Source organism: Paenibacillus sp. p3-SID867 (assembly GCF_025142895.1).
Classification (GTDB): domain Bacteria; phylum Bacillota; class Bacilli; order Paenibacillales; family Paenibacillaceae; genus Paenibacillus_AQ.
Genome location: NZ_JAMBDM010000003.1, coordinates 17,495 through 30,147 on the forward strand (window position 1 = coordinate 17,495; position 12,653 = coordinate 30,147).

Below are 12,653 nucleotides of genomic sequence, written 5' to 3' on the forward strand. Positions count from 1 at the left end.
CATATCAGGGGTGGAGGTATTCGCGATGAGTAAAGAATCGATGACGCCAAGACAGATTGTATCCGAGCTGGATAAATACATCGTAGGCCAGAAGGAAGCTAAAAAATCGGTCGCTGTAGCACTTCGGAACCGCTATCGCCGGAGCTTGCTTACGGATGACGAGCGGGATGAAATCGTACCGAAGAACATATTGATGATCGGTCCCACCGGCGTCGGCAAAACGGAGATTGCAAGAAGGCTTGCCAAGCTGGTTCATGCTCCGTTCGTTAAGGTCGAAGCGACAAAGTTTACCGAGGTTGGATATGTCGGCCGTGATGTGGAATCCATGGTACGGGATCTTGTGGAAACCGCGATCCGGATGGTGAAGCTGGAACGTACCGAGAAGGTTAAGGACAAAGCCGAGGAAATGGCGAACGAGCGGATCGTTCAGTTGTTGGCGCCTTCAACCAAAGGGCAGAAAAGTCAGCGAAATCCCTTTGAGATGCTGTTTGGCGGTGCGAATAACGATACCCAGACCGAAGAAGAGGATGCGGACGATAAGGACGTTAGTCTCAAAGAGAAGCGGAGACAGGTGCGCTTTAACCTGCTGTCCGGTAAGCTTGAAGACGAAACGATTGAGATTGATGTCGAGGATGCTGCTCCAAACATGTTCGATATGTTTGCGGGGCAGGGCAATGATCAGATGGGCATGAACATGCAGGAAATGTTCGGCAATCTGATGCCAAAGCGCACAAAGCGCCGCAAGCTGTCAGTGAAAGAAGCCAGGAAAGTGCTGACGCAAGAGGAAGCAGGCAAACTCATTGATATGGATGATGTCATCCAGGAATCCATTCGTCGGGCAGAGCAATCCGGCATTATCTTTATCGATGAGATCGACAAGGTTGCCAGCCAGGGCCGCCAATCGGGTCCGGATGTGTCCAGAGAAGGTGTGCAGCGCGATATTTTGCCGATCGTGGAAGGCTCAACGATTATGACGAAATACGGACCGGTAAAAACGGACTTTGTCCTCTTCATCGCGGCAGGTGCTTTTCATATTGCAAAGCCATCGGATTTGATTCCCGAGCTTCAGGGGCGTTTTCCGATTCGGGTGGAGCTCAGCAGCTTGTCACTCGACGATTTTGTATCCATTTTGACCGAGCCGAAAAATGCACTAACCAAGCAATACGTCAATCTGCTGCGTACCGAGGATCTTGAGGTTGAGTTTTCACCGGAAGCAATACGGGAGATTGCCCAAATTGCGGCTTCGGTTAACCAGAACACGGAGAATATAGGCGCGCGGAGACTTCATACGATTTTGGAGAAGCTCCTTGAAGACCTGTCATTTGAAGCGCCTGAGTTGACGTTGGACCGCATGGTGATCACGCCGCAGTATGTTCGGGAGAAACTTGCCGGCATCGCCCAGGACCGGGACCTGAGCCAGTATATTCTGTAGTCGCATGCATATAGGTCTATATGCCGGGTATGCGAAAGTAAATAATTGTCGATATTCATCCCACTCCTTGCAGCAAGTTGTCGAAGCGCTTTCGCATGTTGGAAGGGATCGGGACGGATTTCGTAATTTTTTGTGAATTTTATGGTCCCCATCAGGACCTACCCTTCGGGAAAAATCGCTTAAATTTTACAGATTTAGTGATACGATTTGCAATAATATAGAAAAAAACCGGATAAAAATGAACACAAAGCCCTTCTTTTTGGTAAAAGATAGGGCTTTTTTCTTATTGTAAAAAGTCCCAATCTTTAAGAAACTTAGTTTATGTGACATCATGTTGTCTTTTTCTACTTAAGACCTAGGTTAGTTCATACGGATTATATGATTTGTCGAAAAAAGAGGATTTAGCTAGGAAGAGTGGAATACCTTTCTGCAAAGTCCAGTCAGGAGGAATGAGCTAGTGAATCTGTTGAATAATAGTTCTTTTCAACGGCTTCAAAGCGGTTTGGATGCAGCTAATCTCAGAAACAATGTGATTGCAAACAACATCGCCAACGTGGATACTCCTCATTTTAAGAGATCCGAGGTATCCTTTGAGAGTCTTCTGAAAAAAGAAATGGATGGGGCCCAATTGTCATTACAGGGCAGAAGAACAGATCCCAGGCATTTTGTCATTGGTTCAACCGGGGGGATTCCTGAGGCTTCGGTCATGAAGGATGGCAGCAGCTCCATGAATAACAACCAGAATAATGTCGATGCAGACAGAGAAATGTCGCTGCTTGCAGAGAATCAGCTCCGTTATAATTCATACATACAAGCTGTCAATGAGCAGATTCGAATGATGCGTACAGCTATTGAAGGGAGATAGGGTTCATGAATATTAGCAATAGCTTCGGTATTAATGCATCAGCTCTAACAGCACAACGGCTTCGAATGGATGTCATCTCCTCCAACATAGCCAATGCGGAAACCACTCGCGCGCGAATCGAGAACGGCCAAGCCGTTCCCTATCGTCGAAAAACGGTAGTGTTACAGCCGCAGCAGGAATCATTTGAAGGACTTCTTAGAGCTCAGATGAATGGTCAGAATGCGGGACAAGGGGTAAAGGTTGCGCAGGTACGGGAAGATCAAACCCCGCTGAAACAGGTATATAACCCTACACATCCCGATGCGAATGCGGAAGGCTATGTCTTTATGCCTAACGTGGACATTACGAAGGAAATGGTGGATATGATAGCAGCTACCCGTTCGTACGAAGCTAACGTTACGGCGATCAATGCTTCGAAAGCGATGATTATGAAGGCGTTGGAGATCGGTAGATAACAAGTGGAAAATACATAAGCCCATATTGTAGGAGGAGAGAGAGAAATGATTCAAAATGCAATGTTCAGTGTTCAGGGCGTGCAGCCGCTTCAACTGCAGGAGCAAGTGAAAAATGGTGCGACTCCATCCGAATCGATTCGCGATTTTGGCTCTTACCTGAATGAAGCACTGAACTCTGTGGCATCACAGGAACAAAATGCACATGTCATGAGCGATAAACTAATGATTGGACAAGTAAACGTAGATCAGGCGATGATATCCGCCCAACAGGCTCTGTTGAGCATTCAGCTCACAACACAGGTCCGAAACAAAGTGGTAGAAGCCTATCAAGAGATCATGCGCACGCAAATCTAAATGTTTCTAGCAAAGTTTCGGATGGGGTGACAATGTGAACGAGAGAATGACCCAGTATCGGGAGAGAATGACCCAGTATTGGAACCAATTCAGCAACAAACAAAAAATAATGTTAATTGCTACAATAGCATTTGTTTTGATTGCTCTAATCGTACTAACGATGCAGTTCTCCAAGACGAAGTACGAAGTAGCATTCAGGGATTTAAATTCCAGCGACGCTGCAGGAATCATCAGCCACCTGGAGACCCAAGGGATTTCCTACAAACTGAGCGAGGATGGCAGAAGCATCCTGGTTCCGAGTACGAGCGCAGCTAAAGTCCAGATTGATGTAGGGTCGCAAGGACTTGTACAGAATGGTACGATCGGATTCGAAACCTTCGAGAAGAACGCATCAGCCATCGGGATGACAGATAACGAATTCGAAGTGAAATATGTAAATGCACTGAATGGCGAAGTAGAACGACTGCTCGAGAAGATGCAGGGCGTCCAGGATGCAACGGTATTATTGAATTTGCCAAAAGAAAGTGTATTTGCAAAAAACGGAAACGAAGATCAAGCCAGCGCTTCCGTAGTTGTGCAATTCAAACCAGGCTATCGGCCTAATCAAGAAGTCATTGACGGGTATTATAACCTCGTGAAGACGGCCATTCCGAACTTACCGGTTGAGAACATTACAATTACCAATGACGAAGTCGAGCTGCTCGCAACAGCTAAAGGCGGTCAAGGCGGATTGATCGGTAAGGTGGAAGAAAACTTCGCGCTACAGAAAAAATTCGAAAGCGACGTTAGGCAAAATGTTCAGCAGTTTCTCTCGCAGTACATGGGATCGAATAAAGTCAATGTTCTGGTCGCTTCCAAACTGAACTTTGATCAGGTGCAGAGCAAGGAAAACATCGTAACCCCTGTTGATGAAGAAGAAATGAAGGGGATTGAGCTCAGTGTTCAGGAGATCCAGAAGAACTATTCGGGAACCAGTAGTCCAACCGGCGGAGTGGCCGGTGTAGGCGAAGAAGCTGTCCCGGGATATCCAAGCGATTCTGGAAGCGGGGAAACGAACTCGGAAGAGCTCTCCAAAACCGTTAACTATGAAGTTAACCGGATTACGAAGGATATCATAGCAAGTCCATATACTGTTAAAGATTTAACCATTAATGTCTCGGTTGAACCACCTGCCGGTCAACAAACTTTGGATGACGCGACAAGAACGGCAATACAGAACATTCTGGTTAATATCGTGCGTGCATCGCTCTCGGATACAGGCTCTACTTATACAGACGCTGATTTGTCCAAAAAAGTTTCGGTTATTTCACAGGTATTTAATGTAAATGCGGATGAAAATCCGAAAACCGTTCTTTCACAGCCTGTATTATGGGGGATTGGTATCGCTGCGTTGGCGTTAATTGCGGGAGGAACCTATTTCATAATCCGCAGACGCAGAAAGCAGCAGGAAGAATTTGAAGATGATATTCAGCTTCCGCCAGTTACGGAATTCCCATCGATTAATCTCGAAAGTATAACCAATGAAAGCCAGGTTCGTAAGCAGCTCGAAACCTTGGCGAAGAAGAAGCCAGATGAATTCGTGAATTTACTTCGCACATGGCTAGCTGAGGAATAGAGGTGGAAGCATTGGCTAAGGGAAATAACCAAATGTTAAGCGGACGTCAAAAAGCGGCTATACTGCTCATTACACTTGGCCCGGAAGTGTCTGCTCAAATATTTAAACATCTTCGAGATGAAGAAATTGAACAATTGACGCTGGAGATTGCGAATGTTCGTAAAGTCGACAGTGATGAAAAAGATAGCATTATTCAGGAATTCCATCAAATATGCCTGGCCCAGGAATACATCTCGCAAGGCGGAATTAATTACGCTAAAGAGATTTTGGAGAAGGCGCTTGGACAGCAAAAAGCGATGGAAGTGATCAACAGACTGACGGCAACGCTTCAAGTAAGACCGTTTGACTTTGCTCGCAAAGCGGACCCAAGCCAAATTCTGAACTTTATCCAGAACGAAAATGCACAGACTATTGCACTCGTCTTGTCGTATCTTCAATACGAGCAGGCATCTGCGATCCTATCTTCGCTTCCGCAAGAGAAGCAGGCCGAAGTAGCGCGTAGGGTTGCGGTCATGGACAGTACTTCACCAGAAGTCATCGCCCAGGTGGAACGGGTTCTGGAACAGAAGCTGTCGGCGACGGTTACCCAGGATTACACGAGTGCGGGTGGCATTGAATCCATCGTTCAAATTCTGAACGGTGTGGATCGCGGTACGGAACGAACGATCCTCGATTCCCTGGAAATCCAGGATCCTGAGCTCGCCGAAGAAATCAAGAAGCGGATGTTCGTATTCGAGGATATCGTCAACGTGGACAACCGTTCTATCCAGCGTATTATCCGCGATGTCGAGAATGCCGATCTACAGCTTGCACTCAAGGTGGCAAGCGAAGAAGTACGGGACGTCATTTTCCGCAACATGTCCAAGCGTATGGCCGAAACCTTCCGCGAAGAGATGGAATACATGGGACCGGTACGGCTGCGTGATGTGGAGGAAGCTCAGACTCGGATTGTAAGCACGATCCGAAGACTCGAAGAAGCGGGCGAGGTCATTATTGCCCGTGGCGGAGGAGATGACATCATTGTCTAACTTGATCAAATCGTCCCACTATAAACCGATGGATGTGTTGAAAGAGTTGGATCTTGCTCGTCGTTACGCTTCGCCAACCGAGGAAACGGTAGAGGAATATACTCCCCCGACTTCCGAGCCGGCTGTCGTACAAACACTGGCTGAAGCCGAACGCTTAAAGCATGAGATGCTAAAAGATGCTCAGGAGTTTGCCGAACGACAAATCCGCGAAGCTTCGGAAGAGGCGGAACGGCTGTTGGCCGAAGCGCAGCAGCAGATTGAAGCGTGGTGGACCGACAGAAGGCTTCAGGACGAGGATTTGTCCGAAACGCTGAAGATGGAAGGCTTTAATCAAGGATATGCCGAGGGTTCAGCCAAGGCAGAGCTTGAGATGAAGGAATTGATGGAGCAAGCGACATTACAGGCGAGCGAATTGCTTCAGCTTGCCCATCAAGCCAAGGAAGATCTAATTCAGGAAGCGGAGCCTTTTTTGGTGGAGCTCAGCTGCAGCATAGCGGAGAAAGTACTGGATCGTCAGCTTACGATCGAACCTGATTTCACGCTGGAGCTGATTCGAAAGAATCTGGCACGCAAGCGGGAAAAAGGGGTCATCTCTCTCTGCGTAGCTCCTGAACAGTTCGAATTTGTATACGCGGCACGGGAAGAGCTCGGATTATCGATCGACTCTCAGGCAGAACTTCAAATTTTGCCGGATTCCACGGTTAAGGATCGAGGCTGCGTGATCAGGTCTTCTTTCGGAAGCGTGGATGCCCGGATCGATACACAGCTATCCGAGATCAAAAAAGAGCTCGTGCGGTTCGCTCTTGATGACGAGGAACGGAGAAATCAAGATGAAGAAGCTGAATAGCGCGCGGTACTTGGATCATCTGAAACATCTGGACCCCGTTCGCATCAACGGTAAAGTTACACAGGTTATCGGACTGATGGTGGAGTCCGAAGGACCGGATGCAAGTATCGGCGATGTTTGTTATATCTATCCCACGAAGCAAACCAAGCCCCTCAAGGCGGAGGTCGTGGGTTTTAGAGACAATAAGGTGTTGCTAATGCCTCTCGGCGAGCTTCACTCGATTGGTCCTGGCTGTGATGTAGTCGGTACCGGCAAACCGCTAAGCGTGCAAGTAGGTTCGGAACTGCTTGGCAAAGTGCTCGACGGATTGGGACAACCGCTGGACGGATCCATCATTCCGGCGCGCATGCCGCACTATTCAACCCATAATGTTCCGCAGAACCCGCTTAATAGGCCGAGGGTTCAGGAGCCGATCAGCATCGGCGTCCGCGCGATTGACGGATTGCTCTCCATCGGCAAAGGCCAGCGGGTCGGTATATTCGCCGGATCCGGTGTCGGGAAGAGTACCCTGATGGGAATGATCGCCCGAAACACTTCTGCCGATGTCAATGTCATTGCTTTGATCGGGGAACGTGGACGCGAAGTGCTGGATTTCATAGAACGGGATTTGGGTCCCGAAGGGTTAAAACGGTCCGTCGTAATTGTTGCGACCTCGGATCAACCGGCACTCATCCGCATTAAAGGGGCCTTGATCGCTACAACGATCGCCGAATATTTCAGGGATCGCGGCCTGAATGTGATGCTGATGATGGATTCCGTAACCCGCTATGCGATGGCGCAGCGAGAAGTAGGACTGGCCGTAGGAGAGCCGCCGGCCATGCGCGGTTATACGCCGTCTGTATTTGCCAGTCTGCCGAAGCTTCTGGAACGCGCAGGCACAGGGCCAACGGGCTCGATTACCGCCTTTTACACGGTGTTGGTAGATGGTGATGATATGAACGAACCGATCGCGGATACAGTCAGGGGAATACTTGATGGTCACATCGTACTAAACCGGAATATCGCAAACAAAGGGCATTTTCCGGCAATCGATGTGCTGGCCAGCATTAGCCGGGTGATGAAAGATATATCTCCAGAGGAACAAATCGATGCTTCCGAGAACGTAAAGCGACTGATGGCGATATATAAGGACTCGGAGGATTTGATCAATATCGGGGCGTATCAACAGGGCTCGAATGCCGATATCGATGAATCGATTGAATATATCGGGCGAATATGGGATTTCACGAAGCAAAAAGTGAATGAGAAAACAACATTGAATGAGGTTCAGGAACGTTTGATTTCCGAGTTTTCAAGGAGATGACTTTGAAGAATGAAATTTCATTATGCATTCCAGAAAATCGTAGACCTGAAAAGCAACGAGAAAACGCAAGCCGAATGGATGCTGTCAAGCGCCATCGGGAAGCTGCAGGCGGAAGAGAAAAGTCTGAATGAGCTGTATGAGATGCGGGATCAAATGTATCACGCTCAGCAGGAAGCTGCATCACGGTGCGTGCCGGTCGCTGAGATCCGAAACATTCAGGTATATGCAGAGCACTTGGAAGAATGCATTGAGCGTAAGAGGAATGACATACGGATCGCTCATGTCAATGTAACGAAGAAACAAAAGGTATTGTCCGACAAGATGCTAGACGAAAAAGTGTGGCTGAAAGCAAGAGATAAATCCCAAGAAAAGTTCCGGCATGAAAGTCTCCTTCGGGAACAAAACGAGCTGGACGAAATGGCGACGGTACGTTTTGCGATCAAAGCCCGATAAGGTTTGCAAACACCGAAGGGTTATGACCGCGAAGGAGGAATGAGAGTGGCACGAAAAGACATGCCGCTTGATAAGGAAGAATCAGGCGGAGGATTTGAACGGATACTGTTGATTTTGGTACCTGCTATATTCACGATCGTTCTGCTCGGGGCGCTTGCCGTATTTTTTAGAGCCGATGTGCGGGATGGACTAATCGATGTAGCCAATAAAATTCCGGTCGTCAAGAACTGGGTCCCGGATCCGGTGCTGACCCCGGAAGAACAGAAACTCAAAGAAGCGAAGCAGCAGGAAGAAAGCGCGGAAGCAACGATTGTTGAACTTAAGAAGCAGCTTGCCGAACGCGAAGAAACATTAAATGAAGTAACGGAGCAAAAAGCAGCGCAGGAAAACAAGGTGAAAGAGCTGGAAACCCAAATTGATTCGATGCAAAGTACATCGACAAGCGGTGAGGCCGAGGAGGAAGACGCGTATACCAAGCAGATTCGCGAACTGTCCAAGCTCTACGCCGACATGAGTCCAAGCAAAGCGGCACCGATCATGCAAAACCTTACGCTGGAAGAAATGGTGCTTATGCTTAGTCAGATGAAGAGCAGCAACCGGGTTGCCATTCTGCAAAAAATGGATCCGAAAACGGCCGCGGATGCAACCATGATGCTTAAAGATGCCGAGACTTCTGAAGATATGGCCATCGCGGCTCTGCAATCCAGGCTCAAGAAGAACGAATCGGAGGCAGCGCAGAAGAAGACATCCGACAATCTGGATAAAAATCAGTTGAATCAGACTTTTGCCGGAATGACACCCGCCAACGCTGCCGAACTGCTGATGCAAACGTATAAGATCAGCCCTGCTAAGACCATGACCATTCTGAATACAGTGGATGATGCTACTCGTTCACGGATTTTAAATGCGATGTCCTCGAAAGATGCGGAGCTGGCAGCAAAGATATTGAATCGCCTGATGGGCTCTAAATAAGCTCTGAAATGAATCTCCATCCCCAGGAAAGGAGGTGAAATAAGACGATGACAATAACGGTACAAAACATGTCTTCATCCGTAAGCAGTCCCTCGGGAAGCGGAAAGGCAAGCGCGGCGGGTCAGACGACAGCGGGTGTATCCTTTGATGCGACACTGGCTTACCAGATGAATAGCAGCGGGAACAGCGCTTCAACAACATCGACGGAAGTCGCTGCCAAGCTGGAATCCTTGCTAACGCAGTATTCTTCGGAAACCGATGCATCGCTTGAAGGCTTGATGGAATTGCTTCAAGGTTTGCTGCAGGAGCTGGACACCATGGACCAGGCATTAATGGAGGATCCATCCCTTTTGCAAGAGCTGCAGAATTGGCTCACGCAAGCGAATATTATGCTGAGCGGAGCTGCTTCCCAGGCACAAGAAAACGCGGGCGGGAATGAGATGTCTCCATTGGCTTCCAGACCGGAGACTATTCGATTCGCGGTACAGGATACGATCAGCCAGCTGGCATCCATGCTTCCCAAATCTGGTCAGCTTGACCTCCAGACGGAGGCAGCCGTCAAACAGCTTGTCCACTCCTTCCAAAGTTTGCTTGGTCAAGGAACGGGGACCGGCGAGACTAAAGCAAGCGGCAGCTTTGATCATATCCTTGCTCAAAAGCAGCCGGATGCCGCTCAGCCTACCGTATCCACGAATAGTTCAGGACAGTCGGCTTCATCTCAAACAACGGGACAGGCGAATGCCAAGTGGTCATCGCTGACGACGAGCGCTCAAGTAGAGGGTACAGCATCTGAGTTCGTGATGAATGAAGGAGATTCGCTGTTGGAGCAAGGAACGGTCACTGCCGGTCAGCTAGCCCTGCGTTCAGGAACGCAAGTTGCAGTAAAACCTGCAGCTCCGCCGGTGCCTGTTGAGAATTTCTCAAGCGAAATGACTTCTTTCATTATTAATAAGCTTGAAATCGTGAAACAAACCGGTTTTACGGAAGCGAGAATCTCCTTGAATCCGGAACATCTGGGACAAGTAGATATCAAACTTACGATGCAGAATGGCCAATTAATCGCCCAGTTCATGACAAGGTCGACAGATGCTAAAGAGCTGATTGACCAGCAAATGGCACAGCTTCGCAGCGCATTGATTGCACAAGGACTGCAGATCGAGAAAATTGAAGTTACACAGAGCAGCCAACCTTCCAATGCGAATCTTTATCAAGACGGCCGTCAGCCTGGATCAGGCCAGCAGCAGTCACAGCATCGCTCGAAGGAGAAGGACAGACCATCCGATGATGCCGTGCTGGCAGCAAATCTGACAGAAGAACTAAACGATTGGATTGCCGAGCACCAAGCCGACGATGAACGGGTACAAGCAGGAACATTTACCGCTAAAGCCTAAAGTGAGGAGGTGAGCTTGGATGGCAACAAATCCGGTGTCTACGAATAATATGTGGCCCAATTATGCTAAAGGGAATGTCAGCAGTAAAAGCGGGAATGGCCAGGAGCTTGGAAAGGATCAGTTCTTGAGCATCCTGATTACGCAATTAAGGCATCAGGATCCGCTTCAGCCAATGCAGGACCGGGAATTTATTGCCCAAATGGCCCAGTTTACTTCCCTGGAGCAGCTGATGAATATCAATACTCAATTAACGGCAATGAGTCAGTCTTTGGGTGCTGCTTCAAGTTTGATCGGTAAACAGATCAGCTGGATGTTCAAGCCCGAGGATGGTTCGGATTCCGTCATGAAGAGCGGTATCGTAGATTCCATCATTGTTCGTGAAGGCGTACATTATGCCAAAGTCGGCGACAGTGAAGTATCGCTTGACCAGATCGTGAAAATCGAGAACGCCGTAACCGAGAATGATCCAGAAGCGTTGATTTCTGGTCCTGCAGTACCTGACACAAGCAGTCCAGGTCCGACAGAACCTGAAATAACAAATCCCGATCCTTCCGTACCCGAAACAGGCAATCCCGATCCGTCAGCTCCTGAGGCCGTAGATCCTGGACAAGGGGGAGAAGAGCCTGGGGGAGTAGCGCCATGAGTGACCGCATGATGATAGGGCATTTATACCCTGGGAAAATACATCCAGCGGCACTTCATAATGAGCGTAAAACGCAAGCTCACGCTAACCCGCCCGCCGGGACGTTTCAGGAACTTTTAAATGAGAATCTGCTTAAAATCAGCAATCATGCGGCGAAGAGACTTCAGCAGCGCGGCATTGAATTAAAGGGCGATCAGCTTGCGCAGATCCAGAGCGCAGTGGATAAAGCTGCCGCGAAGGGGAGCAAGGAGTCACTCATTCTGATGAAGGATATGGCTCTCATTGTGAATATTCCGAATCGGACCGTAGTCACTGCAATGGATGGCAACGCGATGAAGGATAACGTATTTACGCAAATTGATAGTGCAGTAATTATTTCATAAATCTGGCTGGCCCGTGAGGAAGCCAGGCGGCCGCTGATCGACAGAAGCGGTCCATAACTGAAGGAGGAAAATCGATGTTAAGATCCATGTATTCCGGTATTTCCGGAATGAGAGGTTTCCAAACCAAGCTTGATGTCATTGGTAATAACATTGCCAACGTAAACACAGTTGGGTTTAAAGCGGGACGCGTGATGTTTAAAGATATCCTCAGCCAAACGATGTCCGGTGTTACGCCGGGAACCGACGATCCTACCGGTGGTGTGAACGCGAAGCAGATCGGTCTTGGTGTATCGATCGGTTCGATTGATACATTGCATACACCAGGTAGCGCAATGACAACCAATAATCCGACGGACCTGAGAATTGACGGAGACGGATTTTTCATGGTAAAGCTTAGCGAGGATCAGGATATGGCTTTCTTGACCCGTGCAGGCGATTTTCATGTAGACGTAGCGCGTAACCTGGTAACCTCGGACGGTATGCTTGTTCTCGATTCGAATGGGGATCCTATCCAGTTGGACGATGAAGTAACGGCATTCACGATAGCGCAGAATGGCGCCATCATTCAGAAGATGAGTGACGGGACAACGGAAGAGGGAGCCATCATCGGCGTTGCGAAAATTCCGAATCCGGAAGGTCTGGAGAAAATCGGCGGCAATATGTATCGTGTGACTCTTAATGCGGTTCCTGATGGCGATCTGGATGCTGTCATGTTCGAAGCTAATAATGCCGAAGAAGGAACTGGCGCTATTATTTCAGGACAGCTCGAAATGTCCAACGTTGACTTGACAGGTGAATTTTCGGAAATGATCGTCGCTCAGCGCGGCTTCCAAGCTAACTCCCGCATAATCACGACTTCGGACGAAGTGCTTCAAGAAGTTGTCAATCTGAAACGATAAGGATGGATAGGGA

General features: G+C 48.6%; 14 protein-coding genes. All 14 read left to right on the plus strand.

Annotated features, from left to right (window positions below; genetic code table 11):
• Positions 1–25 precede the first annotated feature (25 nt).
• A complete protein-coding gene (hslU, locus tag M4D81_RS06220; RefSeq protein WP_071220074.1) occupies positions 26–1,432 on the plus strand; it encodes an ATP-dependent protease ATPase subunit HslU in 1,407 nt (468 codons plus the stop codon).
• Positions 1,433–1,889: 457 nt separating this feature from the next.
• Complete coding sequence (gene flgB, locus M4D81_RS06225; protein WP_071220075.1) at positions 1,890–2,297, plus strand: flagellar basal body rod protein FlgB; 408 nt, start codon at positions 1,890–1,892, stop codon at positions 2,295–2,297.
• Positions 2,298–2,302: 5 nt separating this feature from the next.
• Positions 2,303–2,752 (plus strand): flagellar basal body rod protein FlgC, encoded by a 450-nt coding sequence (gene flgC, locus M4D81_RS06230; RefSeq protein ID WP_194543577.1) that lies wholly within the window; start codon positions 2,303–2,305, stop codon positions 2,750–2,752.
• Between the two features lie 45 nt (positions 2,753–2,797).
• Positions 2,798–3,106: a flagellar hook-basal body complex protein FliE gene (fliE, locus tag M4D81_RS06235; RefSeq protein ID WP_071220077.1), complete on the plus strand. Its 309-nt coding sequence runs from the start codon at positions 2,798–2,800 to the stop codon at positions 3,104–3,106.
• 34 nt (positions 3,107–3,140) lie between these two features.
• Entirely contained in the window at positions 3,141–4,721 is a 1,581-nt protein-coding gene (gene fliF, locus M4D81_RS06240; RefSeq protein WP_071220078.1) for a flagellar basal-body MS-ring/collar protein FliF, read from the plus strand.
• A gap of 11 nt (positions 4,722–4,732) precedes the next feature.
• Positions 4,733–5,749, plus strand: a complete 1,017-nt coding sequence (gene fliG / locus M4D81_RS06245) for a flagellar motor switch protein FliG (RefSeq protein ID WP_071220479.1) — start codon at positions 4,733–4,735, stop codon at positions 5,747–5,749.
• Positions 5,742–6,596, plus strand: a complete 855-nt coding sequence (locus M4D81_RS06250; protein WP_260065133.1) for a FliH/SctL family protein — start codon at positions 5,742–5,744, stop codon at positions 6,594–6,596. Before fliG ends, M4D81_RS06250 begins: the two co-directional genes overlap by 8 nt.
• Entirely contained in the window at positions 6,580–7,899 is a 1,320-nt protein-coding gene (gene fliI, locus M4D81_RS06255) for a flagellar protein export ATPase FliI (RefSeq protein ID WP_260065134.1), read from the plus strand. The genes M4D81_RS06250 and fliI overlap by 17 nt, the downstream gene beginning before the upstream one ends.
• Before the next feature lie 9 nt (positions 7,900–7,908).
• Complete coding sequence (fliJ, locus tag M4D81_RS06260) at positions 7,909–8,352, plus strand: flagellar export protein FliJ (RefSeq protein WP_260065135.1); 444 nt, start codon at positions 7,909–7,911, stop codon at positions 8,350–8,352.
• A 39-nt stretch (positions 8,353–8,391) separates the two neighbouring features.
• A complete protein-coding gene (locus tag M4D81_RS06265) occupies positions 8,392–9,324 on the plus strand; it encodes a MotE family protein (protein ID WP_071220082.1) in 933 nt (310 codons plus the stop codon).
• Between the two features lie 47 nt (positions 9,325–9,371).
• Entirely contained in the window at positions 9,372–10,715 is a 1,344-nt protein-coding gene (locus M4D81_RS06270) for a flagellar hook-length control protein FliK (protein WP_260065137.1), read from the plus strand.
• Between the two features lie 19 nt (positions 10,716–10,734).
• Positions 10,735–11,358 (plus strand): flagellar hook capping FlgD N-terminal domain-containing protein, encoded by a 624-nt coding sequence (locus tag M4D81_RS06275; RefSeq protein ID WP_071220084.1) that lies wholly within the window; start codon positions 10,735–10,737, stop codon positions 11,356–11,358.
• Complete coding sequence (locus tag M4D81_RS06280) at positions 11,355–11,741, plus strand: TIGR02530 family flagellar biosynthesis protein (protein WP_216531869.1); 387 nt, start codon at positions 11,355–11,357, stop codon at positions 11,739–11,741. Before M4D81_RS06275 ends, M4D81_RS06280 begins: the two co-directional genes overlap by 4 nt.
• Before the next feature lie 74 nt (positions 11,742–11,815).
• Positions 11,816–12,640 (plus strand): flagellar basal body rod protein FlgG, encoded by an 825-nt coding sequence (gene flgG, locus M4D81_RS06285; RefSeq protein WP_260065140.1) that lies wholly within the window; start codon positions 11,816–11,818, stop codon positions 12,638–12,640.
• The last annotated feature ends 13 nt before the right edge of the window (positions 12,641–12,653 follow it).

Excerpts from the sequence above, each read along its gene's own strand:
- hslU (WP_071220074.1), top strand. The coding sequence starts at position 26 with ATGAGTAAAGAATCGATGACGCCAAGACAGATTGTATCCGAGCTGGAT.
- flgC (WP_194543577.1), top strand. The coding sequence starts at position 2,303 with ATGAATATTAGCAATAGCTTCGGTATTAATGCATCAGCTCTAACAGCA.
- fliE (WP_071220077.1), top strand. The coding sequence starts at position 2,798 with ATGATTCAAAATGCAATGTTCAGTGTTCAGGGCGTGCAGCCGCTTCAA.
- fliI (WP_260065134.1), top strand. The coding sequence starts at position 6,580 with ATGAAGAAGCTGAATAGCGCGCGGTACTTGGATCATCTGAAACATCTG.
- fliJ (WP_260065135.1), top strand. The coding sequence starts at position 7,909 with ATGAAATTTCATTATGCATTCCAGAAAATCGTAGACCTGAAAAGCAAC.
- M4D81_RS06265 (WP_071220082.1), top strand. The coding sequence starts at position 8,392 with ATGAGAGTGGCACGAAAAGACATGCCGCTTGATAAGGAAGAATCAGGC.
- M4D81_RS06270 (WP_260065137.1), top strand. The coding sequence starts at position 9,372 with ATGACAATAACGGTACAAAACATGTCTTCATCCGTAAGCAGTCCCTCG.
- M4D81_RS06275 (WP_071220084.1), top strand. The coding sequence starts at position 10,735 with ATGGCAACAAATCCGGTGTCTACGAATAATATGTGGCCCAATTATGCT.
- M4D81_RS06280 (WP_216531869.1), top strand. The coding sequence starts at position 11,355 with ATGAGTGACCGCATGATGATAGGGCATTTATACCCTGGGAAAATACAT.
- flgG (WP_260065140.1), top strand. The coding sequence starts at position 11,816 with ATGTTAAGATCCATGTATTCCGGTATTTCCGGAATGAGAGGTTTCCAA.